20 protein-coding genes are annotated in these 22905 nt (G+C 71.3%); 10 read left to right on the forward strand and 10 right to left on the reverse strand.

From position 1 onward, the window contains the following. The first annotated feature begins 134 nt into the window (after positions 1-134). A complete protein-coding gene (locus ACFVXH_RS09755) occupies positions 135-1820 on the forward strand; it encodes an ArnT family glycosyltransferase (protein ID WP_380745538.1) in 1686 nt (561 codons plus the stop codon). Between the two features lie 19 nt (positions 1821-1839). On the opposite strand, the gene ACFVXH_RS09760 is transcribed toward ACFVXH_RS09755, so the two are convergent. Then, a complete protein-coding gene (locus ACFVXH_RS09760; RefSeq protein ID WP_387821929.1) occupies positions 1840-2334 on the reverse strand; it encodes a GNAT family N-acetyltransferase in 495 nt (164 codons plus the stop codon). Positions 2335-2735: 401 nt separating this feature from the next. Between ACFVXH_RS09760 and ACFVXH_RS09765 the strand changes: the two genes are divergently transcribed. After that, entirely contained in the window at positions 2736-3710 is a 975-nt protein-coding gene (locus tag ACFVXH_RS09765; RefSeq protein ID WP_117489493.1) for a helix-turn-helix domain-containing protein, read from the forward strand. Between the two features lie 37 nt (positions 3711-3747). Here ACFVXH_RS09765 and ACFVXH_RS09770 read toward each other — a convergent pair whose 3' ends face one another. The 4 genes from ACFVXH_RS09770 to ACFVXH_RS09785 all read right to left on the reverse strand — a co-directional run bounded on the left by ACFVXH_RS09770 (position 3748) and on the right by ACFVXH_RS09785 (position 7793). Next, a complete protein-coding gene (locus ACFVXH_RS09770; RefSeq protein WP_387821933.1) occupies positions 3748-4626 on the reverse strand; it encodes a histidine phosphatase family protein in 879 nt (292 codons plus the stop codon). Positions 4627-4780: 154 nt separating this feature from the next. Next, complete coding sequence (gene mctP, locus ACFVXH_RS09775) at positions 4781-6391, reverse strand: monocarboxylate uptake permease MctP (RefSeq protein ID WP_049649418.1); 1611 nt, start codon at positions 6389-6391, stop codon at positions 4781-4783. Continuing rightward, on the reverse strand, positions 6388-6651 hold the full coding sequence (locus tag ACFVXH_RS09780; RefSeq protein ID WP_049649419.1) for a DUF3311 domain-containing protein: 264 nt from the start codon (positions 6649-6651) through the stop codon (positions 6388-6390). Before ACFVXH_RS09780 ends, mctP begins: the two co-directional genes overlap by 4 nt. Positions 6652-7001: 350 nt before the next feature. After that, positions 7002-7793 carry a GntR family transcriptional regulator gene (locus tag ACFVXH_RS09785; protein ID WP_049649420.1) on the reverse strand — a complete coding sequence of 264 codons (792 nt, stop codon included), beginning with the start codon at positions 7791-7793 and terminating at the stop codon, positions 7002-7004. Between the two features lie 340 nt (positions 7794-8133). On the opposite strand from ACFVXH_RS09785, the gene ACFVXH_RS09790 reads away from it, so the two are divergent. From ACFVXH_RS09790 to ACFVXH_RS09820, 7 genes are all read left to right on the forward strand, one after another. Beyond that, the gene (locus ACFVXH_RS09790; RefSeq protein WP_074001414.1) at positions 8134-9423 is read left to right on the forward strand and encodes an extracellular solute-binding protein; all 1290 of its coding nucleotides are present in this window, start codon (positions 8134-8136) and stop codon (positions 9421-9423) included. A 138-nt stretch (positions 9424-9561) separates the two neighbouring features. Next, entirely contained in the window at positions 9562-10590 is a 1029-nt protein-coding gene (locus ACFVXH_RS09795; RefSeq protein WP_049649422.1) for a carbohydrate ABC transporter permease, read from the forward strand. Further along, on the forward strand, positions 10587-11414 hold the full coding sequence (locus tag ACFVXH_RS09800) for a carbohydrate ABC transporter permease (protein WP_049649423.1): 828 nt from the start codon (positions 10587-10589) through the stop codon (positions 11412-11414). Before ACFVXH_RS09795 ends, ACFVXH_RS09800 begins: the two co-directional genes overlap by 4 nt. A 6-nt stretch (positions 11415-11420) precedes the next feature. Further along, positions 11421-12974 carry a glycoside hydrolase family 3 protein gene (locus ACFVXH_RS09805; RefSeq protein WP_049649424.1) on the forward strand — a complete coding sequence of 518 codons (1554 nt, stop codon included), beginning with the start codon at positions 11421-11423 and terminating at the stop codon, positions 12972-12974. Between the two features lie 419 nt (positions 12975-13393). Continuing rightward, positions 13394-14710 (forward strand): extracellular solute-binding protein, encoded by a 1317-nt coding sequence (locus tag ACFVXH_RS09810; protein WP_259316730.1) that lies wholly within the window; start codon positions 13394-13396, stop codon positions 14708-14710. A gap of 262 nt (positions 14711-14972) precedes the next feature. Further along, complete coding sequence (locus ACFVXH_RS09815; protein ID WP_049649426.1) at positions 14973-16031, forward strand: SIS domain-containing protein; 1059 nt, start codon at positions 14973-14975, stop codon at positions 16029-16031. A 400-nt stretch (positions 16032-16431) separates the two neighbouring features. Continuing rightward, positions 16432-17952 carry a sensor histidine kinase gene (locus ACFVXH_RS09820; protein WP_181970676.1) on the forward strand — a complete coding sequence of 507 codons (1521 nt, stop codon included), beginning with the start codon at positions 16432-16434 and terminating at the stop codon, positions 17950-17952. A 461-nt stretch (positions 17953-18413) separates the two neighbouring features. On the opposite strand, the gene ACFVXH_RS09825 is transcribed toward ACFVXH_RS09820, so the two are convergent. Together ACFVXH_RS09825 and ACFVXH_RS09830 are read right to left on the reverse strand one after the other, a co-directional pair. After that, entirely contained in the window at positions 18414-18665 is a 252-nt protein-coding gene (locus tag ACFVXH_RS09825) for a WhiB family transcriptional regulator (protein WP_014138019.1), read from the reverse strand. A gap of 369 nt (positions 18666-19034) precedes the next feature. Continuing rightward, on the reverse strand, positions 19035-20006 hold the full coding sequence (locus ACFVXH_RS09830) for a diacylglycerol kinase family protein (RefSeq protein WP_074001417.1): 972 nt from the start codon (positions 20004-20006) through the stop codon (positions 19035-19037). Positions 20007-20056: 50 nt separating this feature from the next. Here ACFVXH_RS09830 and ACFVXH_RS09835 point away from each other — a divergent pair, with 50 nt between their 5' ends. After that, positions 20057-20485, forward strand: coding sequence for a hypothetical protein (locus ACFVXH_RS09835; protein ID WP_049649428.1), 429 nt, complete (start codon positions 20057-20059; stop codon positions 20483-20485). A 95-nt stretch (positions 20486-20580) separates the two neighbouring features. Here the strand turns inward: ACFVXH_RS09835 and ACFVXH_RS09840 are convergent, their stop codons facing one another. The 3 genes from ACFVXH_RS09840 to ACFVXH_RS09850 all read right to left on the reverse strand — a co-directional run bounded on the left by ACFVXH_RS09840 (position 20581) and on the right by ACFVXH_RS09850 (position 22904). Next, positions 20581-21648, reverse strand: a complete 1068-nt coding sequence (locus tag ACFVXH_RS09840) for an RNA polymerase sigma factor SigF (RefSeq protein ID WP_117489497.1) — start codon at positions 21646-21648, stop codon at positions 20581-20583. 180 nt (positions 21649-21828) lie between these two features. Next, positions 21829-22239 carry an anti-sigma regulatory factor gene (locus ACFVXH_RS09845; protein ID WP_049649429.1) on the reverse strand — a complete coding sequence of 137 codons (411 nt, stop codon included), beginning with the start codon at positions 22237-22239 and terminating at the stop codon, positions 21829-21831. 188 nt (positions 22240-22427) lie between these two features. Next, a complete protein-coding gene (locus tag ACFVXH_RS09850; protein WP_049649430.1) occupies positions 22428-22904 on the reverse strand; it encodes a GNAT family N-acetyltransferase in 477 nt (158 codons plus the stop codon). Position 22905 lies beyond the last annotated feature (1 nt).

The following is a 22905-nucleotide window of genomic DNA, read 5'->3' on the forward strand; positions in this document are numbered from 1 at the left end:
CCGCCGCGGGCCGACCGGCCCCGTGAACGTCCGGCCGCCGCCCCCGGCAGTGTGGGGCGGCGGCCGAAGCGCGCCCCGGGGCGCGCGCTCCACGGCGCGTCCGGATGCGAAGTCCCAGATGAGGAGCAGTACTGATGAGCGCGGACGGCCGCTGGATCCGGCCCGAGTCCACCCGCAAGCCCGTCCTCGGCGGAGCCCGGCCGGGCGGGGTGGCCCTCGGCGAGCGCGGCCGGACGGGCCCCGGGCCGACGCCGGCCTCCCCGGCCGACCGGCGCCGCCGCAGGCCCGGGCCGCCCCGGGTGCCGCACCCGGCCCGGCCGGTGCTGCGGGCGGACTGGCTGCCGCTGCTGGCCGTGCTGCTGGTCCAGGCGGCGCTCTCGTACCACCTGATCCTCAGCAACACCGCCTTCATCGACGAGGGCACCTACATCTACGCGGGCTATCAGGAGATCGCGCACCTGCGGCACGGCACCCCGGTGTCGACGTACGAGACCTTCTTCTCCGGCTCCCCGCTGATCTACCCGGTGGTGGTGGCCGTCGCGGACTTCGTCGGCGGGCTGAACGGCGCCCGGCTGCTGAGCCTGGCGTTCATGCTCTCCGCCACCACGGCCGTCCACCTGGCCACCCGTCGGCTGCACGGCTCGCTCGCGGCGTTCTGCGCGGCGGCGGCCTTCGTCGCGCTCGGCCCCACCCAGTTCCTCGGCGGCCTGGCCACCTACGACGCGATGGCGCTGGCGGTCCTCGCCTGGGCCGGGTACTTCGCGGTGCGGCTGACCACGGGCGGCGGGTACCCGAGCCTGGTCGCCTCCGGGCTGCTGCTGGCCCTGGCCGGCGCCACCAAGTACGCCGCGCTGCTGTGGGTGCCGGTGGTGTGCGGCATCGCGGTGCTGGCCGGGCCGCGCGGGTCGCTGCGCAGCTGGGAGGCCTGGCGGCGCGGGCTGCTGGTGCTGCTCACCTTCGTGGTGGCGGTCGGCGCGGCGGCGCTGGCGGCCGGCGAGAAGTACGTCAACGGCTTCAACCACACCACGCTCAAGCGCGCCCCGGGCCACGACTCGTACTCCTACGTGGCCTCGGAGGCCGCCCGCTGGGTGGGTCCGCTGCTGGTGGTCGCGCTGGCCGGGGTGCTGGTGCAGCTGGTGCGGGCGCGGCGGCGCGGCGGCGAGGCCTGGCCCGAGTTCTGGCTGGCGCTGTTGCTGTTGCTGGCCGGGCTGATGGCGCCGGTGAACCAGATCCGCATCCACACCTGGCTGTCGCTGCAGAAGCACGTCGACTTCGGCGCCTGGTTCTCCTGCATCGTGGTGGGCCTGGTGCTGGCCCGTACGGCGCTGTGGCTGAAGGGCCGTCTGCACCTGGTGGCCGGGGTGGCGGCGGCCGCCCTGGTGGTCGGCCCGCTCGCCTGGGTGGGCGCGGCCCAGGGCCGGGAGATGTACGGCGAGTGGTCGAACTCGAAGGAGTTCGTCGCCGCCCTGGAGCCGTACATCGTCAAGGGCGACGACCGGTACCTGGTCGAGAACTACAACGTCCCCGCGTACTACCTGCGCAAGCAGACCACCTGGCAGCAGTGGCACGACCTGGTGGCCGTCTTCCGACGGGACCCGGCCACCGGCGAGATGCAGAACGGGGTGCCCGCGATCCAGGCCGGCATCCAGGCCCACGAGTGGAAGGTCGTGGTCCTGGACTTCACCCAGACCGGGGCCATCGACAAGGCGATCCAGCCCACCCTGAAGGCCTCCGGGTACCGGGTGGTCACCGTGGTGACGAGCGGGAAGCACGGCCGGTACACCGTCTACGTGGCGCCCGGGTACGACAAGAAGCCGTGACGGGCGCCCGGGCCGGTCGTCAGAAGGCCATGGTGTAGACCATCAGGTCCATCCCCGGGTACGGGGCCCAGTCGCGTTCGGGGGTGCGCCGGAAGCCGATGCGCTCGTAGACGCGGTGGGCGGTGGTCATCTCCGGGCGGGTGGAGAAGGCCATGCCGACCAGGCCGAGTTCGCGGCTGCGGGTGATGGTGGCGCGGACCAGGGCCTCGCCGACGCCGCGGCCGCGGGAGGCGGCGGCGGTGGCGAGCATCCGTATCTCGCCTTCCCGCGGGGTGGCGATGTCCGCCCACTCGGTGCCGCCGACCGCGTAGGTCACGCAGCCGAGGACCCCGGCTCCGGCCGTGTCGACGGCGACCAGGAGTTCGGCCTCGCGGGCCCGTCGCTCGGCGTCGCGCAGCAGGTCGACGTAGCTGCTCGTGGGGTTGGTGAAGCCGTCGCCGACGAAGGCCTCGACGGTGATCCGGCCGGCGTCGGCGAGGTCCTCCGGGAGGGCCTGGCGGATGAGGAAGTCCATGCGGCCAGTGTGCCGGAGCCCTGGTCGGGACGGTCCTCCGGGGTCGAACGGGTCGGAGGGGTCGACGGGGCCGGGGTCGGGGCCGGGTCGGCGGTGCCGTGCAGCCGGTCGGGGCGGGCCGGGTCGGCCGGGTAGCCGCCCGGGCGGTGGTAGTTGTCGCGGCCGGCCGCCGGGCCGTGGGAGGTCTCGCGGCCGATCAGCAGGCCGAGCAGGCCGAAACCGCCGACGGCCGCGGTCATCGCGAGTGAGCCGATGAGGGTGTCGCTGTCCATGGGCACCACTGTGGCCGGGCGGCGCCGCGGCCACGAGTGGCAGGAACGACCGATCACCTCGAAATCCTGCCATCCTCCCGCCGTCCCCTTCCTTCCGCCGGGGCGGGCGCCGGGGGCATCCTGGTGGGCATGCTGAAGAACGTGGTCGCGGTGGTGCTGGAGGAGGTCCACCCCTTCGAACTGGGTGTGGCCTGCGAGGTGTTCGGCCTGGACCGCACCGCCGACGGGCTGCCGGGCTACGACTTCGCGATCGCCGGGGCCCGGCCGGGGCCGCACGCCACCCACTCCGGCTTCGCGGTGGACGTCCCGTACGGTCCCGAGCGCCTCGCCGGTGCGGACCTCGCCGTGGTCACCGCGGCGAGCATCCGCCCCGGCTACCCGGAGCCGCTGCTGGCGGCGCTGCGCGGGGTGGTCGAGGGCGGCGGCCGGGTGCTGTCCATCTGCAGCGGCGCCTTCGTGCTGGGCGCCGCCGGGCTGCTGGACGGCCGTCGTGCCGCCACGCACTGGCGGCACGGCGAGGAGCTGGCCGAGCGCTTCCCGCTGACCACGGTCGAGCCGGACGTGCTGTACGTGGACGACGACCCGGTGATCACCTCGGCCGGGACGGCGGCCGGCATCGACGCCTGTCTGCACCTGGTGCGCAAGGTGCAGGGCGCCGAGGTGGCCCGGGAGATCGCCCGCCGGATGGTGGTGGCACCGCACCGGGAGGGCGGGCAGGCCCAGTTCGTGAACCGGCCGCTGCCGGAGGCCGCCGGCGACTCGCTGGCCCCGCTGCTGGACTGGATGCGCCACCACCTGGCCGAGGAGGCCACCGTCGAGCAGCTGGCCGCCCGGGCGCACATGTCGCCGCGCACCTTCGCCCGCCGCTTCCAGCAGGAGACCGGCACCACCCCGCACCGCTGGCTGGTCGGGCAGCGGGTGCTGCTCGCCCAGCGGCTGCTGGAGTCCACCACCGAGCCGGTGGACGCGATCGCCGCCCGCTGCGGCTTCGGCAACGCGGCCGCGCTGCGGCACCACTTCGGCCGCCGGCTGGGCACCACGCCGCTGGCCTACCGGCGTTGCTTCGCCGACCCGGACCCGGACCCGGACCCGAAGGCGGGCTGAGGGGCCGCAGGCTCGCACCAGCAGGTCCCGCCGGCCGTCAGTCAGCCCCGGCCGTCAGGTGCCCGACGCCGTTCCAGCCGTCCGGCCGCAGCCGCCCGTCCTGGGCCCGCCAGAGGCTGGTGGAGCAGTTGTGCACCGGCCCGAGCGCGGTGAGCTGGTCCTCGGTGAGCCGGTCCAGCGCGTAGCGGAGCATCAGCACCGTGCAGTCGTGCGCGACCAGCAGGACGGGCCGTCCGGCCTCCTCCTCGCAGAGGTCCCGCAGCAGGCTGCGCACCCGCAGCGCGACGTCGGCCCAGGACTCGCCGCCCGGCGGGCGGTAGTACAGCTCGCCCATCTTGCGCCGCCGGGCCGCCTCCTCCGGGTGCTTGGCCTCGATCGCGGCCTTCGGCAGCATCTCCAGGACGCCGAGCTCGCGGTCGCGCAGCCGCTCGTCGTACCGGACGGCGAGGGTGACCGGGACGGAGCCGAGCCCGGCGGCCTGGGCGAGCGCGATCCGGGCGGTCTCGGCGGTGCGCACGTACGGCGAGCACCAGACGCTGCGCGGGCGGTCGGCGCTGGGCAGGCCGGCCCACCAGTGGCCGAGCGCCTGGGCCTGCCGGCGGCCCTGCAGCGACAGCGGGATGTCGGCGTCGCGGCAGCTGATCGGGACGCTGAGCGCTCCGGCGGCCTCGGCCAGCTGGAACTCGACGTTGGCGGTGGACTCCCCGTGCCGGGTGGCGATCAGCACGGACGGCAGCCGGCCGGCCGCCGACGGGCGGTGGGCGGTGCCGTGCTGGCCCTGGCCGGTGGTGTGCGGCCCGTGGCCGGCGGTGTGCTGACCCTGGGCGGTGCCGTGCTGGCCCTGCGCGGTGACGTGGTGGTGCTGGCCCTGCGTGGACTGGTGCTGGCCGTTGAGGGTGGTGCCGAGTTCTGCCATGGCCGCGAGCTCCCCGTGGTCGATCAGGTCCCGGCCGGATGCCGGTCCGGTCTGGTGGTGCCCGGCGTGCACGCCTGTTCATACATATGATCGCGCCGCCTTCTCCAGTGTTCACGGAGAAGGCGGCGCGATCACAGGGCGCGTACCGCGCGAATCAGTGCGCCGCTACAGGCTCCGGCGCGTTCTTCAGCTCGTCGTCGCCGGCTTCGGCGCTGTAGTCGGACGGCCTGGTCTCGTCCGGGCCGTCCGGCGCCTTGACCGCCCGCAGCACCAGGGTGAGCGCCACCGCGACGACCAGGTTGAGGGCGAAGGCGGTGACGCCGATGTAGCCGATCTCGCCGATGCCGGGGATCTCGGCCGCGTTGCCGCCGAAGTGCTTGGTGGCCGGGCTGGCGATCCCGTACGCCTTCCAGGTGCCGTACACCATGCCGGCCGCCCAGCCCGCGAACAGCGCCCAGTGGTGGAACCAGCGGGTGAACAGGCCGCCGACGATCGCCACGAAGGTCTGCAGGATCCACAGGCCGCCCAGCAGCTGGAGGTTGATCGCGGCCTGCTTGTCCATGCCGAGCACGAAGACCAGCGCGCCGACCTTCACCAGCAGCGAGACCAGCTTGGCGATCCGGGTCTCGTCGGCGGGGGTGGCGGCGGGCTTGAGCCACTCCTTGTAGACGTTGCGGGTGAACAGGTTGGCCGCCGCGATGGACATGATGGCGGCCGGCACCAGCGCGCCGATGCCGATCGCGGCGAAGGCCACGCCGGTGAACCAGTCCGGGAACATGTCCGCGAACAGCTGGGGCACCGACAGCTGGGCGTTGTAGCCCTTGACGCCCTTGCCGACGCCCGCCGCGAGCGCCATGAAGCCGAGCAGCGCCAGCAGGCCCAGCATCAGCGAGTAGGCGGGCATGATCGCCATGTTGCGGCGCACGGTCTTGCGGGACTTGGAGGCCAGCACGCCGGTCACCGAGTGGGGGTACATGAACAGCGCCATCGCCGAGCCGAGGGCGAGCGTGGCGTACGTCCACTGCTTGTTCTCGGGGATGGTCAGCGAGCCGCCCTTGACCTCCTTGAAGTGCTGCGCGGCCGAGTCGAAGATGTGCCCGTAGCCGCCGAGCCGGATCGGGATGTAGATCACCGCGACGATGATCACGATGTAGACCAGGGCGTCCTTGACGAAGGCGATCAGCGCCGGGGCGCGCAGGCCGGAGGAGTAGGTGTAGGCGGCCAGCACGCCGAAGGCGATGAACAGCGGCAGGTCCTTGACGAACCAGTTGGCGTTCTCCCCGCCGCCGACTCCCAGCACGTCCAGCACGGCCTGGATGCCGACGAGTTGCAGGGCGATGTACGGCATGGTGGCCAGGATGCCGGTGAGCGCGACCACCAGCGACAGCGGTCGCGAGCCGTACCGGCCGCGCACGAAGTCGGCCGGGGTCACGTAGCCGTGCACCCGGGAGACCGACCAGAGCCGGGGCAGGAAGAGGAAGACCAGCGGGTAGGCGATGATCGTGTACGGCACCGCGAAGAAGCCCGCCGCGCCGGTCGCGTACACCGCGGCCGGGACGGCGACGAAGGTGTACGCGGTGTAGAGGTCGCCGCCGAGCAGGAACCAGGTCACCCAGGTCCCGAAGCTGCGGCCGCCCAGGCCCCACTCGTCCAGGTGCGCGGCGTTGTCCGCGCGGCGCCAGCGCGAGGCGAGGAAGCCCATCACGGTGACGAGGGCGAAGAACAGCACGAAGACCACGAGGGCCGGCACGTTGACGTCCTTCATCGCGCACCGCCCTTCCGGGCCGCCTTGCGGGCCTTCTCGTCCCGGGTGATCAGCAGGTAGGCGGCGACCGTGAACACGGCCGACACCGGCACCCAGAGCAACTGGTACCAGTAGAAGAACGGCACCCCGGCCACCGCCGGGTCGCTCTTGTCGTACGAGGACACCCAGAGCGTCGCGACGATCGGCACGAGCAGGGCGAGGCCGGCCAGCACCCGCTCGGGCGTCACGGCCGGGACGGGCCTCCCGGCTGGCTCGGGCATGACATCTTCGACGCTGGGGGGATCAGAGGGCATCTTCGGCTCCGCTCCGGAGGGGTTCCCCGTCGGCGCCGCAGCCCCTCGGCGCCGAGCGCCGCACGGGCCCGCCGAGCAGCACCATCGGTGATCGGCAGTCAGGTCAGTACGGCTGCGCAATCTAGAGCATGGGGTGATCCATGTCACCGGGATTGACCGAACTTCCCACCAGCCGGACGCAACCGGCCGGAGTCCGCCGTCGGGGGGCGCAAAAGCCACCACCGCCGGGGGCCGCGGGAGAAGCCGCCGCGGAACGCGAAGGGCACCGGCGCGTGGGTCGCGCGCGCCGGTGCCCGGGATGCGGTGGGGGAGTGCGGCTACTCCGGACGCTTCAGTCGGGTGATGAACTTGTAGCGGTCGCCGCGGTAGATGGAGCGCACCCACTCGACCGGGGCCCCGTCGTTGTCGAAGGAGTGCCGGGAGAGCTGGAGCATCGGCAGGCCGAGGTCGGAGCCGAGCAGGCCGGCCTCGCGCGGGTTGGCCAGGGTGGTCTCGATGGTCTCCTCGGCCTCGGCCACGGTGACCCCGTACACCTCGCGCAGCGCCGCGTAGAGGGAGGTGTGCTTGGCCAGGTTGCGGCGCAGGGCCGGGAAGCGCTTGGCGGAGAGGTGGGCGACCTCGATGGCCATCGGGTCGCCGTTGGCGAGCCGCAGGCGCTCGATCCGCAGCACCCGGCCGCCGGGCTTGATGTCGAGCAGCGGGGCGAGCCGGTCGTCGGCGGTGATGTAGCCGATCTCGATCAGCCGGGAGGCGGGCTCCAGGCCCTGGGCCCGCATGTCCTCGGTGTAGGAGGTCAGCTGGAGGGCCTGGGCGACCTTGGGCTTGGCGACGAAGGTGCCCTTGCCCTGGATGCGCTCCAGCCGGCCCTCGACGACCAGCTCCTGGAGGGCCTGGCGCACGGTGGTGCGGGAGGTGTCGAACTGGGCGGCGAGCGCCCGCTCGGGCGGCACCGGGGTGCCGGCAGGCTGGGTCTCGGTGAGCTGGAGCAGGTGCCGCTTCAGGCCGTAGTACTTGGGGACGCGCGCGGTCGGGTCGGTGCCGGCCTGCGTCGGGAGGCTGTTCACCTCGGGGTCGTTGACCTGGGCGGTGGATCCCCCGTCGCTGCTCATCGGACCTGTTCTCCCGCTTCTCGCGAGGCCTACGGCGACCCCGCCACATCGTTAACGGCTCACATCGTTGCATGTATGGCTACGGAACGAATACCTCATCACGCGATGAACGATGTGCGGTGTCGGCTTGATAACGGGTGGTCGAGATCGGTCGAACAGCCGTTGACAGGCCCATTGGTCTAGGCCAAGCTCCAGGCAGCTGGTCTACACCACTAGGCCGGTAGCTATGAATCCCCCCACCCGTTCGAAGGGGTCCGCGGCACCTTTCCCCCCGCTTTGTGTGGGTCTGCCGCTGCCGCCCGACGGGGGTAACCCAGGCATCCCTCAGGAGGATGGCGTAATGAAGCGTCAGCTCATCGCGGCGGTCGGCGTCGCAGCAATGGTCGTCGGCCTGGCGGCTTGCGGCTCGGACGGCAAGAAGAGCGAGGGCGACTCGGGGTCGTCCTCCGCCTCCGCGGCGGACAAGTACAAGGGCAAGACGCTCAAGGTCTGGACCATGACCGGCTCCGCCCCGAAGGGCTGGACCGACGCGGTCAAGACCGAGTTCGAGACCACCTACCCGGGCTCGAAGGTCGAGTACGCGACCCAGGAGTGGGGCGGCATCGGCGCCAAGATCACCGCCGCGCTGTCGGAGGGCTCGGTCGACGTCCTGGAGGTCGGCAACACCCAGACCGCCGGCTACGCCTCCTCGGGCGGTCTGCTCGACCTCACCAAGGAGAAGGCCGCCCTGGGCGGCGACGCCTGGCCCGCCAACCAGAACGAGTCCGCCGTCCTGGACGGCAAGCAGTACGCCGCCCCGTGGTACGTCACCAACCGCGTGGTCGCCTACAACAAGGACCTGTGGGCCAAGGCCGGCCTGACCGACACGCCGAAGACCCTGGAGGAGTTCTACAGCGACCTGGAGAAGCTGAAGACCACCGAGGGCGTCGTCGACCCGATCTACATGCCCGGCCAGGAGTGGTACGTCTACTTCGGTCTGCTCACCAGCGAGGGTGGCAAGATCGCCAAGAAGGACGGCGACAAGTGGGTCGGCGGCCTGGGCTCGCCCGAGAGCCAGAAGGCCTTCGAGACCTACAAGAAGCTCCAGGGCTACTCGGCCACCGGTCCGAAGGACAAGGACGAGGCCACCCCGCAGCAGAAGGACGTCTTCGCCCAGGGCAACGTCGGCGCCATGATCGGCCTCGGCTGGGAGCTGCCGGACGAGAAGGCCATGCCGAAGGACAAGATCGGCTACTTCGCGCTCCCCGGCAAGACCGCCGACAAGCCCACCGGCGTGTTCCTCGGTGGTTCGAACCTCGCGATCGCCTCGCAGAGCAAGAACACCGACATGGCCAAGGACTACCTGAAGATCGCCCTCAACGACAAGAACGAGGGTCTGTTCGCCGCCGCCGGCATCACCACGAACAAGCCCGCGCTGAACGCGAACATCCAGGGCGACTTCGCCAAGGCCGCCCAGCAGGGCGCCACCGTCGGCGCGATCACCCCGAACACCCCGAACTGGTCCAGCGTCGAGGACAACCCGAACCCGGTCAAGGAGTTCCTGACCGCTGTCCTCCAGGGCGGCGACTTCGCCTCCACGGCCAAGAAGTACGACGACGAGATCGCCAAGAAGCTCAACCAGAAGCAGTAAGCACCCGGGACCCGTCCTCGGACCTCCCGCAGGCGGGAGTCCGGAGGCGGGTCCCAGCAGCGTCGTTCACCGGCCCCCGGCGGGGGGCCGGTGGGCGGCGCCTGTCCGTCGTGGCCAGGTTGTGAGGAAGTGAGAACGATGGCTGTGCATTCGGAGCGGGTGCAGACACAGTCCCCGGACCCAGGGAAGGCCGCTGTGGCCGGTCAAGAGACGAGCGCCTCGGGCGGCGGCTCGAAGGGCACCGCGCCGAAGGGCGCCAGATCCGCGGGCGGCCCCAGCCTGGGCTCACGCCTCGCGCCGTACCTGCTGCTGCTGCCGGCCACCGTGGCGACCCTGGCCCTGCTGGGCTGGCCGCTGCTCAAGACGGTCCTGCTGTCGTTCCAGAACCTCAACAGGCGCCAGCTGGTCCTGCACCTGACCGAGTGGACGGGCTTCGACAACTACAAGGAGCAGCTGACCGACCCGGAGTTCTGGTCGGTCACCGGCCGGACCATCGTCTTCACCCTGGTCAACGTGGTGCTGATCATGGTCGGCGGCACCCTGATCGGTCTGCTGCTGAACCAGCTCGGCAAGAAGATGCGGCTGGTGCTCCAGGTCGCGCTGCTGCTGGCCTGGGCCATGCCGGTGGTCGCCGCGACCACCGTCTACACCTGGCTGTTCGACTCCCAGTGGGGCGTCGTCAACTGGATCCTGGAGCAGCTCGGCTGGCAGTCGATGCACGGCTACAACTGGCTCAGCAACCAGTACTCGACGTTCTTCGTGATCATCCTGCTGATCGTCTGGATGTCGATCCCGTTCGTGGCGTTCAACATGTACGCCGGCCTGACCACCATCCCGAAGGAGCTCTACGAGGCGGCCCGGATGGACGGCGCCGGCGCGCGCAAGATCTTCACCGCGGTGATCTTCCCCAACCTGAAGCCGTTCTTCCTGGCCACGACCTTCCTCGAGGTCATCTGGGTGTTCAAGGCGTTCACCCAGGTCTACGCGGTCAACGCCGGTGGACCGGAGAAGCTGACCCGGACCCTGCCGGTGCACGCCTTCCTGGAGGGTTCGGCCGGCCAGCACTACGGCGTCGGCTCCGCGATCGCGGTGCTCACCATCCTGATGCTGGGCGTGCTGATGGCGTACTACTTCCGCATCATGATCAAGCAGGAGGACGAGCTGTGAGGCGCTCTCTCTTCGGACGTACCTGGCTGAACGTGATCGCGGCCGTCCTCGCCGTCTTCTTCGTGTTCCCCGTCTACTGGATGTTCGCGACCGCGTTCAAGCAGAACAGCGACATCATCAGCCCGACGCCGGTGTTCATCCCGCTCGACGCGACCTTCGAGCACTTCACCACCGCGGTCAACGCGCCGAACTTCTGGACGTACGTCCTCAACAGCGTCGTCGTCACCGTCGGCGCGGTGCTCGGGTCACTGGTGATCGCCACCCTGGCGTCCTTCGCCATCGCCCGGATGAGGTTCCGCGGCCGCAAGGCCTTCGTGCTGGTCATCATGATGGCCCAGATGGCGCCCTGGGAGGTCATGACCATCGCGGTCTACATCATCTCCCGCGACAACGACATGCTGAACAGCCTGGTGCCGCTGACCCTCTTCTACATGATGATGGTCCTGCCCTTCACCATCTGGACGCTGCGCAGCTTCATCGCCGCGGTGCCGAAGGAGCTGGAGGAGTCGGCCATGGTGGACGGCTGCACCCGCTCCCAGGCCTTCGTGAAGGTGATCTTCCCGCTGCTGGCCCCGGGCCTGATGTCGACCTCGCTGTTCGGTTTCATCACGGCGTGGAACGAGTTCCCGCTCGTCCTGATCCTCAACAAGGACCAGGGCAAGACGCTGCCGCTGTGGCTGTCGTCCTTCAAGACCGCCTTCGGCAACGACTGGGGCGCCACCATGGCCGCGTCCACGATGTTCGCCATCCCCGTGCTGATCCTGTTCGTCTTCCTCCAGCGCAAGGCGGTCGGCGGTCTGACCGACGGCGCCGTGAAGGGCTGAGTCCACGTGAGCATCCTCGTTCCCACCGTGCCGGACAGCGACCAGCTGCACCGCGACGCCCTGACCGTCCTCCAGCCCGGCTTCGTCGGCACCGAGCCGCCGGAGTGGCTGCGCCGCCACCTCGCCGCGGGCCTCGGCTCGGTCGCGCTGTTCGACCGCAACGTGGTCGACCTCGACCAGCTGTCCGCGCTCACCCGGGCGCTGCGCGCCGAGAACCCCGACCTCCTGATCGCCATCGACGAGGAGAGCGGCGACGTCACCCGGCTGGAGGCGGGCTCCGGCTCGTCCTGGCCGGGCAACCTCGCGCTCGGCGCGATCGACGACCCGGCGCTGACCCGGGACGTCGCCCGCGAGCTGGGCCGGGCACTGGCCGCGGCCGGCGTCAACTACAACTGGGCGCCCACCGCGGACGTCAACTCCAACCCGCGCAACCCGGTCATCGGCGTCCGCTCCTTCGGCGCCGACCCCGAGCTGTGCGCCCGGCACACCGCCGCCTGGGTGGAGGGCCTGCAGTCGGCCGGCGTGGCCGCCTGCTCCAAGCACTTCCCCGGCCACGGCGACACCGCGGTGGACTCGCACCACGGCCTGCCGGTCATCGACGTCGACCTGGACGTGCTGCGGGCCCGCGACCTGATCCCGTTCCAGGCGGCGATCGCGGCCGGCACCAAGGCCGTGATGACCGCCCACATCATGATCCCGGCGCTGGACCCGAAGCTGCCGGCCACCCTGAGCCCGACCGTGCTGCGCGACCTGCTGCGCGCGGCCCCGGCCGACGGCGGCCTCGGCTACCAGGGCCTGATCGTCAGCGACGCGATCGAGATGGGCGCCATCGCCGACACCTTCGGGATGGGCGAGGGCACCGTGCTGGCCCTGGCGGCCGGCGCGGACGCGATCTGCGTCGGCGGCGGGCTGGCCGACGAGGAGACCGTGCTGATGCTGCGCGACGCCATCGTGGCGGGCGTGCGCTCCGGCCTGCTCGCCGAGGAGCGGCTGGCGGACGCCGCCGAGCGGGTCCGGGCGCTGGGCAGCTGGGGCCGGATCGCGGCCCAGGGCGAGCGGGTCGAGCCGGACCTGGCGGTCGGCCTGCGAGCCGCGCGCCGGGCGCTCAAGGTGGTCCGGGCGCCGGGCCAGGTGGTGCCGCCGGTGAGCGAGCGCCCGTACGTGGCCTCGTTCTCGGACGAGCCGAACATCGCGGTCGGCGACGTCACCCCGTGGGGCGTGGCCGGCATGCTGGCGGACCGCTTCCCCGGCACCCGCACCCGCGCGGTGTCGGCGGCCGAGGCCGCGCCGGAGCTGCTGGACGCCCTGGTCGGCGAGCTGCTGGCCGGCGCCGAGGGCCGCCGCCTGGTGCTGGTGGTCCGGGACGCGCACCGGCACGCGTGGATGTCCGCCGCGCTGCGCCGCCTGGTGGCGGCCCGGCCGGACGCCGCCGTGGTCGAGATGGGCCTGCCCCAGTCGGAGCCGGTCGGCGCGCTGTACATCGCCACCCACGGCGCCGCCCGGGTCTGCGGACTGGCGGCCGTGGAGGTCCTCACCGGGCAGCCGGGAGCGGTCGGCTGACACGATCGACGCGACGTCACCGGCGCTGTCCGGTGGCGTCGGTGAACGGGCCCGTCATGCGCATGTCGCATGGCGGGCCCGTTCTGTTTCCCCGCCGTCGACCCGGGAGACCACCGAGTGACCGTGTTCCCTCAAGCAGGCCTTAAATCCACCTTAAGACCTACTTAGGGTGACGGAACGACGACTGGCGGCCACGCGGTACAACGGCTCTGCAACGGCCGCCCCGACGAAGGCTTTTGGTCGTTGACACCACCTATGGTCTAGGCCAGAGTCCAGTCATCCGGTTCGAGATTCAACCTCGCCGGATGTGGTATCGGCCCTCCCCCAAGCTCTTCGCCGCCCCCTGTCCGGACTCTCCGCCACGGGCGCCAATCACGCTGCCGGCGGGCACAACGGCTCTACACCCCTCGGAGGATGGCGTGAAGAAGCGTCAGCTCATCTCGACGCTCGGGACCCTGGCACTGGCGGTCGGTCTGACGGCCTGTTCCTCGACGGCGAAGCCCTCGGGCGACGCCGGCGCGGCCGGTTCCGCGGACCCGAAGGCCGCCGGTGGCACCGTCACCGTCTGGCTGATGGACGACGCCCAGAAGAACTGGCCGGACCTGGTCCAGCGGGTCAACGACGAGTTCGCGGCGAAGTACCCGAACGTCACCCTCAAGCTCGCCTACCAGGGTTGGGCCGACAAGCTGGCCAAGCTCGACAAGGCCATCGCCGACGGCAGCGCCCCCGACGTGGTCGAGCTGGGCAACACCGAGACCATGAAGTACGTGCTCTCCGGCGCGCTGGCCCCGGTGGACCGCGGCACCTTCGACAACTCCGACAGCTGGATCAAGGCGCTCGCCAACACCTGTACGTACCAGGACAAGCTCTGGTGCGTGCCCTACTACGCCGGCTCCCGGGTCGCCATCTACAACTCCACCGCCTTCCAGCAGGCCACCGGCAGCGCCGACTTCCCGAAGACCGAGGCGGAGCTGCTGGCCGCGCTGGACAAGGTCGCGGACCGGAACAAGGCCGACAAGACCTTCTCCCCGCTCTACCTGCCCGGCCCGTACTGGTACGCCGCGATGAGCTACGTGGCCGCGTACGGCGGCGGCATCGCCAAGTTCGACGGCTCCGGCAACTGGCACGGCACCCTGCACGACCCCAAGTCCCAGCAGGGCATCAGCCACTTCGTCGACCTGGTGCGCAAGTACAACAAGGGCGACCTGGCGGTGAACGAGCAGAACCAGTTCGAGTCGATGGCCCGCGGGCACGCCGCGTCCTTCTACGGCAACGGCTACGAGGCGGCCAGCGTCACCGCGCCGGTCACCGGCGACCCGAGCCTCAAGGACGCCGTCAAGGTGGCCACCATGCCCGGCCCGGACGGCAAGCCGCTGCCGACCTTCATCGGCGGCTCCGACCTCGCCGTCACCGCCAAGTCCCAGCAGGTGGCGCTGGCCACCGACTGGATCCGGATGTTCACCAGCACCAAGTCCGAGCAGGCGCTGGCCGACAAGGACATCCTGCCGAACAACCTGACCCAGCTGAACCCGCTGAAGAGCAAGCCGAGCACCGCCGCCGCGGCCAACGCCGTCCCGGACGCCTGGTTCACCCCGCTGGCCCCCGGCTGGGGCGCGGTCGAGAAGCAGAAGATCATCCCGGACATGCTGACCTCGATCCTCAAGGGCAAGTCGGTGGACCAGGCCACCAAGGAGGCCGACGCCGCGATCGACCAGCTGATCAACAAGGCGTCCTGACCTCCCGTCGCGCCCGTCTCCGGATGCCCGTCCCGTCGTCGGAAGGGCGTCCGGAGGGGTGTGCGGAGGGGTGTGCGGAGGGGTGCGCGGGTGGGCGTGCGCGCGGGGCGCGCGGGTGTGCGGACGGAGGTGCCCGGCGGCGGGCGCGCCCGTAGGATCGTGGGACGAAGGACCGCAGCGAGTGTGCGGACTCGCCGCCTGGAGGTCCCCGCCGGGCAGCCGCCCGAGCGGGGTCGAACCGTCTCACCGGAGGCAGACCCAGATGTCCGACCCGCAGACCGTTCCCGTCCCCGGCCGGATCATGGCGGCGGAGATGGCCGAGCAGCCGGCCGTCCTCCAGCGCATCCTCGACGAGGGTGCCCCGAAGATCCGCGAGGTCGCCGCACAGATCGCCGCCCGCCGCCCGCGCTTCGTCCTGCTCACCGCGCGCGGCACGTCCGACAACGCCGCGCTGTACGCCAAGTACCTGATCGAGATCCTGCTCGGCAAGCCGGCCGGCCTGACCTCGATGTCCACCACCACCGCGTACGGCGCCAAGCCGGACCTCACCGACGTCCTGGTCGTCACCGTCAGCCAGTCCGGCGGCTCGCCCGACCTGGTGGCCTCCACCAAGGCCGCCCGCGAGGCCGGGGCCGTCACGCTCGCGGTGACCAACAACGCCGCCTCGCCGCTCGCCGAGGTCTCCGAGTTCCACATCGACGTGCTGGCCGGCCCGGAGAAGGCGCTGCCGGCCACCAAGACGTACACCGCCGAGCTGCTGGCGCTCTACCTGCTGGTCGAGGGCCTGCGCGGGGGCGACGGAGCGGCCGCCAAGGAGCTGCCGGGCCTGGCCGCCGGGGTGCTGTCCCGCCGGGCCGAGGTGAAGGCGCTGGCGGAGCGCTACCGCTTCGCCCAGCGCCTGGTGATCACCTCGCGCGGCTACGGCTACCCGACCGCCCGCGAGGCGGCGCTCAAGCTGATGGAGACCACCTACATCCCGGCCACCCCGTTCTCCGGCGCCGACCTGCTGCACGGCCCGCTGGCGATGGTGGACAACGTCTCGCCGGTCATCGCGATCGTCCCGGACGGCAAGGGTGGCGAGGCCCTCCAGCCGGTGCTGGACCGGCTGCGCGGGCGCGGCGCGGACCTGGTGGTGGTCGGCCAGCAGGCGCAGGTGGACGCCGCCTCGGCCGGCTTCGCGCTGCCGGCCGGCGTGCCCGAGGAGGTGCAGCCGATCCTGGAGATCCTGCCGCTGCAGCTGCTGGCCTACGAGGTCACCATCGCCCGCGGCCAGGACCCGGACGCCCCGCGCGCCCTGGCCAAGGTCACCGAGACGCGGTAGCCCGTCCCGCACGCGAGCCGGCCCCGGTCCACGGATTGTGGACCGGGGCCGGCTCGTTGAGCGGCGGAGACATGGTTCCGGGGGTGGAAAACACTACGGGCCACGGCGCCGACACGGGACCCTCAACCCATGCGGCACCGCAGCCCGGAGCTGTCGTCGGGCGCCAGATGGGATCGAGAACTGTGCGGGGTCCTCGATCTGCGGCGTCCGACCGAGGAGGGGCCGCGCGCGGTCAGGGCAGTTGCGCGGGGACCTCTCCTTGGTGCCCTTCCATTGTGGACTAGACCAATCTCGGTTGTCCAGGCCTCCCGGAAAATTGGTCTAAACAACTCAGGGGGTGTCCGGACCCGGCGGGAGGCCTGGCGCGCCCCGCCCGGACCGGCGGCGCTACCCTCGCCATGTGCCCTCGCTGAACGAACTCGTCCGCCGCCACACCACCCTCACCGGGGCCGATGTGGAATGGCTCCACCACCTGGTCTCGGAGTGGCAGCTGCTCTCCGACCTCTCCTTCGCCGACCTGGTGCTGTGGATCCCCACCTGGGACGGCATCCGCTACGTCTCGGTGGCGCAGATGCGGCCCAACACCGGGCCCACCTCCTACCAGGACGACATGGTCGGCCACCTCGTCCCGCGCGGCCGCCGCCCGCTGCTGGACGCCGCCTTCGACGAGGGCCGGATCGTGCGCGAGGGCGACCCGGAGTGGCGCGAGGAGGTCCCGGTCCGGGTCGAGTCGATCCCGGTCCGGCGCGAGGGCAAGGTGCTGGGCGTGATCGCCCGCAACACCAACCTGCTGACCGTCCGCACCCCCAGCCGGCTGGAGCTCACCTACCTGCAGAGCGCCTCCGACCTGGCCCAGATGATCGCGGCCGGCTCCTTCCCCTTCCCCGGCGTCGAGCAGGCCGACATGGACGCGGCCCCCCGGGTCGGCGACGGCCTGATCCGGCTGGACGCGGACGGCGTGGTCACCTACGCCAGCCCCAACGCCCTCTCCGCGTACCACCGCCTCGGCCTCACCACCGACCTGGTCGGCAGCCACCTCGGCCGGGCCACCGCCGACCTCGCCCCGCCGTCCCGCTCGGCCGTCCACGAGGCGCTGGTGAAGCTGGCGAGCGGCTGGGCACCCCGGCAGACCGAGGTGGAGGCGCAGGGGGGAGTGGTGACCCTGCGGGCGATCCCGCTCAAGCCCAAGGGCACCCTGACCGGTTCGCTGGTGCTCTGCCGGGACGTGACCGAGCTGCGCCGCCGCGACCGCGAGTTGATGACCAAGGACGCCACCATCCGGGAGATCCACCACCGGGTGAAGAACAACCTGCAGACCGTCGCGGCCCTGCTGCGGCTGCAGTCCCGCCGGATGGAGTCGGAGTCCGCCCGGGCCGCGCTGGACGAGGCGGTGCGCCGGGTCGGCTCGATCGCGATCGTGCACGAGACGCTCTCCCAGGCGCTGGACGAGCAGGTGGCCTTCGACGAGATCGCCGACCGGGTGCTGGCGATGGCGATGGAGCTGACCCAGGACGGCCGGGTGGCGACCCGCCGCACCGGCAGCTTCGGGATCCTCTCCGCAGAGGTGGCCACCCCGCTGTCGATGGTGCTGACCGAACTGCTCCAGAACGCCCTGGAGCACGCGTTCGGTCCGACCGCCTCCGGGAACCTGGAGGTCAGCGCGCTGCGCGGGCGGGCCCCGGCGACCGGCAAGGGCTGGTCGGACACCTGGAACGGCGGCGCCCGGCCGGAGGAGTACCTGCTGATCACGGTGCAGGACGACGGCCGCGGCATGCCGGAGGGCTTCGACCCGAAGACGGCGGGCAACCTCGGGCTGCAGATCGTCCGGACGCTGGCCACCGGCGAACTGGGCGGCACCTTCGACATGGTGGCCGGCCCGAACGGCGGTACGAAGGTGATCCTGGAGATCCCCGTCCGCTGAGATCCCGGTCCGCCGCGGTCGCGGCCGCGGGGAAACCGTTGCGCGGGGATGCGCACAGGTGCGTGGAGGGGGCGTGCGTCCGGCGGAAGCGCCGGGTGCGCGCACCCACACGCCGGGGTGCGGAACGGGTTGCGGAAACAGAAACGAGGCCCTGTCGACCGGGGGGGGTGGGTCGACAGGGCCTCTCAACCCGTTCCGGCCGTCGGGGGGAGTCGGCCGGAGCGGGGGCTCTGGGTGGTGCGACACCTCGCCGGTGCGTTGCACACGGTGAGCGCCACAGCTCCACGATATTGCTCTAAGTGAACAGTATCAAGTGCTTGGGCGGGTCCGGTGTCGCGGGACCTGGCTGGGCGAGGTCCTTGGTGCGGAAGGCTTCACCAGGAGGTGCAGGGAAGCCTTTGATCATGTGTCGATCGGTACTGCGGTCACTGCTGGTACTACGGCGTGTGATCGCCGGGTGATCAGGCGGTGCGGGCGCGGTTGCGGGCTGCACGGCGCTTCATCGCGCGGCGCTCGTCCTCGCTCATGCCGCCCCAGACGCCGGCGTCCTGACCGGTCTCGAGCGCCCACTGGAGGCACTGCTCCATCACCGGACAGCGGCGGCACACGGCCTTGGCTTCCTCGATCTGCAGCAGAGCAGGACCGGTGTTCCCGATCGGGAAGAACAGCTCGGGGTCCTCTTCGCGGCAGACAGCGCGGTGGCGCCAGTCCATGGTCGTCCAACTCCTCCTGCCGCGGGGGGTGGCCCGATCGGCATAATCGAATGGCTTGTGAATGTGAACGCTTTCACGAATCCCGCAACAGCAAAAGAGACCAAAGGCCCGTCGGGCCCGGGTGGTCTGTGCTGGGGGGGATTCGGCGATTCGAGGGACACCCCGCGGTCGGCGCTCCTGTGGTTCCGGAGTTGCCGTCGCTGCGATGTGTCCCGATCGCCATGTAGAGGTTCGCAAACCTCGGGCTCGGATACAACCCCCTTCGGGGAGGAATTTTGGATTCTTCGGTGTCGCCTAGCTCACAGCCAGTACTTCTATGGAGTGAAGGGGGCTTGTGCGTTCGAGAAGAAGGAGGAACCCCCCTTCCAGTCACACAATCACACGCAGTGCCCGCCGTACGCCTGTGAAACTGACGCGACTCCTGTCTCCAAGATGGTCCCCGTCGACCTGGAACGGGGCCGGTTCCTCCGAAACCAAGGTGAAGTGTCTGACGTCGTGATAGGAGACGACGTGCTTCCCGGAGGGGCCGCTGGGAGGGGCGCCGTCACTCGAAGTCGTGTACGACCGCAGGATCTGACGGACCGTTCGAGCGGTGCCGAACGCCGTCATCCGGGTGATGCCGAAGACGTCCAGGTCCGTGTCGAAGGAGGCGAGCGGTGAGGGGTAGACCGGACGGTTGCCGAGGAACGTCCAGGGAGAGGTGTTGCTGACTATCGACAGCACCAGGCCCGGAACCCGTTCGTGGCCAGGCAGCTCCAGGGAGACGGGGCCGGAACGGCGCTGCTCACGCTGGGTGAAGTAGTGCCGCAGGGCCTGGCCGACGTACAGGGCGTGGGTGGACTTGCGCCCGGCCCGGCGCTGCTCCTCGACCCGCCCGACCACCCCGGCGTCGAAGCCGAGGCCGGCGGTGAAGGTGAACCAGCGGTCCGGCAGCCCGTCGGTCATCGCCTTGCCCAGCCCGATCGGCCGCTCCCGGCCGTGCTCCAGCGCGTCCAGCAGGGCGCCGGTGGCCTCCACCGGGTCGTTGGGCAGGCCCAGCGCGCGGGCGAACACATTGGTCGAACCGCCCGGCACCACGGCCAGTCGCGGGACCTTCTCGCCCGGGCCGTGCGCCAGCAGCCCGTTCACCACCTCGTTGACGGTGCCGTCCCCGCCCAGCGCCACCACCAGGTCGACCGTGCCGTCCTCCGCCGCCTCGCGGGCCAGGTCGCGCGCGTGGCCCCGGTAGCGGGTCTCGGCGACCTCCAGCTTGAGATCGCTGCGCAGGGCGTGGATCAGGACGTCCCTGGTCCGGCCACTGGTGGTGGTGGCCTTGTGGTTCACGACCAGGAGAGCGCGCATGGGGAAAGCCTACGGGTCGGTACGGAGCAACCGGCGGCTACCCTGCTGGAGTGACCGCAGAAACCTCCGCACCCGTACCCTCGGCCGGATCCGGCCGCCCGGCCTCCCTGACCCTGGGCGCCGCCATCACGGCCCTGGCGGGCGCCGCGCTGGCCGTCGTCGGCGTCTGGGACATGGTGGCCGCGCTGTCCGGCCAGTCCAAGCAGCTGGCCCTGAACGAGTTCGGCGGAGCGGTCATCGTGCTGCTCGGGGTGCTGCCGGTGCTGGCCGCCCGCGCCCTGCTCAAGGAGCGCCGCTGGGGCCGCAGTCCGGCGGTGCTGACCAACTCGATCTGCCTGCCGGTCGGCTACTACATGGCCGAGAGCGGCGGCGCGATGATCGCGGTCGGCGTGCTGGTCGGCGCGCTCGGCCTGGTGGGCATCGGCTGCCTGCTGAACCCGAAGTCGACGGCGGCCCTGTACGCCCCGTCCGAGGACTAGGGGTACAGGGCCGCCGGGAGCCTGAAGCCGGGAGCCTGAAGCCGGCGGCTTGAAGCCGGGGAGCCTCAAGCCGGGAGGCTGAAGGAGCGTCAGTCCTACTCCTCCACCAGGAGCTTCTCCCGCAGCTGGGCCAACGTCCGGGCGAGCAGCCGGGACACGTGCATCTGGGAGATCCCCACCTCGGCGGCGATCTGCGACTGGGTCATGTTCCGGAAGAACCGCAGCACCAGGATCTTCTGCTCCCGGGGCGGCAGTTGGGCCAGCAGCGGCTTGAGCGACTCGCGGTACTCGACGCCCTCCAGCGCCTCGTCGGTCGCGCCCAGGGTGTCCGCGACGGCCGGCGACTCGTCGTCGCTGTCCGGCACGTCCAGGGACAGCGTGGAGTACGCGTTGGCGGACTCCAGGCCCTCCAGGACGTCCTCCTCGGAGATCCCCAGGTGCTCGGCCAGCTCGTGCACCGTGGGGGAGCGGCCGTGCCGCTGGGAGAGCTCGCTGGTCGCCGTGGTGAGCGACAGCCGCAGCTCCTGGAGGCGGCGCGGGACGCGCACCGCCCAGCCCTTGTCGCGGAAGTGCCGCTTGATCTCCCCGACGATGGTCGGCGTCGCGTAGGTGGAGAACTCGACCCCGCGCTCGTGGTCGAAGCGGTCCACCGACTTGATCAGGCCGATGGTGGCGACCTGGGTCAGGTCGTCCAGCGGCTCGCCCCGGTTGCGGAAGCGCCGGGCCAGGTGCTCGACCAGCGGGATGTGCATCCGCACCAGCTGGTTGCGCAGCTCGACCCGCTCCGGGGAGCCCTCGGGCAGTGCGGACAGCCGGACGAACAGCGCGCGGGCGGCCTCCCGGTCCGGGGCGCCGGTGCGGTGCGAGCCCTGGGCGGGCAGGGCGACGTGCGGCTCGACCTCGGCCGTCGACTCGGCCTCGACCGCGGGGTCGGCCTCGACCGCCGGTTCCGTCCCGACGGCCGGGGCCGTCTCGTCCACCGGGTCCGGCGGGGGCGCGGAGGCAGGCGTCGGCTCGGACGTCGGCTCGGTGGGGTGGCTCATCCGCTGGGCGTCCTTCGGGTGCGCTTCGTCGTTGGCGGCGAGGCCGGGAACGCTCGCCTGGGTCGGTACGGCAGGTCCCGCCGTCGCGAGGCCGGTACGGTCCAGATCACTCACGGCCATTCCCCCGTTCCGTTCCGGGAGCACCGGGGCCGGTGGCCCCGGAATCGTCTCGTTGGTCGTACCGCGTGGGTGGCGGTACCGGGAGCCGTCCGTCGGTCCCCTGAGCGGGGGAGCGGCGGACGGCCCTTGCGCGGGTGCTGCTCGGTGCTGCTCGGTCGTGCGGTGCGGTCCGGCGCCCGACTAGTGGGAGGGGGACCCGCCGCGCTTCTTGTGCAGGCTGATCGTCACGGTCCTGTCCTCGGCGACCGAGGAGTCGACCTCGCCGGCCAGGGCGGAGAGCACCGTCCAGGCGAAGGTGTCCCGTTCGGGAGCCTTGCCGTCGGTGGTCGGGGCGGAGACGGTGACCTTCAACGAGTCGCCGACCAGCCGGAACTCGCAGGACAGTACGGAGCCGGGCACCGCCTGCTGGAGCAGGATGGCGCAGGCCTCGTCGACCGCGATCCGCAGGTCCTCGATCTCGTCGAGCGTGAAGTCCAACCGGGCCGCCAACCCGGCCGTCGCTGTTCGCAGGACGGAGAGGTAGGCCCCGGCTGCGGGCAGCCGGACCTCCACGAAGTCCTGAACGCCGAGATCGCCGTCGATCTGGGACACCCTTGCCTCCTGGGTGGCGCGCTGTGCTTTCTTGGTACCCCGCTTGTTACCGCTTGCTACCCCCGAAGGGGGCCCGGCGCCGCGGATCCGCCATCGCTCTGCCTTCCGCACCCCGGTTCGGGAGTTACTCATGGTAAGGCATTGCGACGCAGGGTGGCAGACCCTTTCCCCGGACTCCCGGGAGCCGTTCAGCGCTGCCCGGCGGCGGCCAGCGCCCCGTCGGAGAGCCGGTACACCGTCCACTCGTCCATCGGCACCGCGCCGATCGACTTGTAGAAGTCGATCGAGGGCTGGTTCCAGTCCAGGACCGACCACTCGACCCGGGAGTAGCCGCGCTCGACGGCGATCCGGGCGAGTTCCAGCAGCAGCGCCTTGCCGTGGCCGCCGCCGCGCGCCTCCGGGCGGACGTACAGGTCCTCCAGGTAGATCCCGTGGGTGCCGCGCCAGGTCGAGAAGTTGCGGAACCAGACCGCGAAGCCGACCGGTTCACCGGTGGCGTCGTCCTCGGCGATCAGCCCGAACAGGGCCGGGTTCTCGCCGAACAGGGCCTCGTGCAGCTGCTCCTCGGTGGCCTTCGCCTCGTGCAGGGCCTTCTCGTACTCCGCGAGTTCGCGGATCATGGCGTGGACGACGGGGACGTCGGTGGCGACGGCGGTGCGGATCATG

The sequence above is a fragment of the Kitasatospora sp. NPDC058184 genome (assembly GCF_042883725.1).
GTDB lineage: Bacteria > Actinomycetota > Actinomycetes > Streptomycetales > Streptomycetaceae > Kitasatospora.

What these genes read in the sequence shown, in the direction of transcription:
- ACFVXH_RS09830 (WP_074001417.1), bottom strand. Translation starts at nt 20,006, where the DNA reads ATGCGCGCTCTCCTGGTCGTGAACCACAAGGCCACCACCACCAGTGGC.
- ACFVXH_RS09770 (WP_387821933.1), bottom strand. Translation starts at nt 4,626, where the DNA reads ATGGCAGAACTCGGCACCACCCTCAACGGCCAGCACCAGTCCACGCAG.
- ACFVXH_RS09825 (WP_014138019.1), bottom strand. Translation starts at nt 18,665, where the DNA reads ATGGACTGGCGCCACCGCGCTGTCTGCCGCGAAGAGGACCCCGAGCTG.
- ACFVXH_RS09840 (WP_117489497.1), bottom strand. Translation starts at nt 21,648, where the DNA reads ATGGCCGTGAGTGATCTGGACCGTACCGGCCTCGCGACGGCGGGACCT.
- ACFVXH_RS09765 (WP_117489493.1), top strand. Translation starts at nt 2,736, where the DNA reads ATGCTGAAGAACGTGGTCGCGGTGGTGCTGGAGGAGGTCCACCCCTTC.
- ACFVXH_RS09780 (WP_049649419.1), bottom strand. Translation starts at nt 6,651, where the DNA reads ATGCCCGAGCCAGCCGGGAGGCCCGTCCCGGCCGTGACGCCCGAGCGG.
- ACFVXH_RS09790 (WP_074001414.1), top strand. Translation starts at nt 8,134, where the DNA reads ATGAAGCGTCAGCTCATCGCGGCGGTCGGCGTCGCAGCAATGGTCGTC.
- ACFVXH_RS09760 (WP_387821929.1), bottom strand. Translation starts at nt 2,334, where the DNA reads ATGGACTTCCTCATCCGCCAGGCCCTCCCGGAGGACCTCGCCGACGCC.
- ACFVXH_RS09850 (WP_049649430.1), bottom strand. Translation starts at nt 22,904, where the DNA reads ATGATCCGCACCGCCGTCGCCACCGACGTCCCCGTCGTCCACGCCATG.
- ACFVXH_RS09755 (WP_380745538.1), top strand. Translation starts at nt 135, where the DNA reads ATGAGCGCGGACGGCCGCTGGATCCGGCCCGAGTCCACCCGCAAGCCC.
- mctP (WP_049649418.1), bottom strand. Translation starts at nt 6,391, where the DNA reads ATGAAGGACGTCAACGTGCCGGCCCTCGTGGTCTTCGTGCTGTTCTTC.
- ACFVXH_RS09785 (WP_049649420.1), bottom strand. Translation starts at nt 7,793, where the DNA reads ATGAGCAGCGACGGGGGATCCACCGCCCAGGTCAACGACCCCGAGGTG.
- ACFVXH_RS09815 (WP_049649426.1), top strand. Translation starts at nt 14,973, where the DNA reads ATGTCCGACCCGCAGACCGTTCCCGTCCCCGGCCGGATCATGGCGGCG.
- ACFVXH_RS09795 (WP_049649422.1), top strand. Translation starts at nt 9,562, where the DNA reads ATGGCTGTGCATTCGGAGCGGGTGCAGACACAGTCCCCGGACCCAGGG.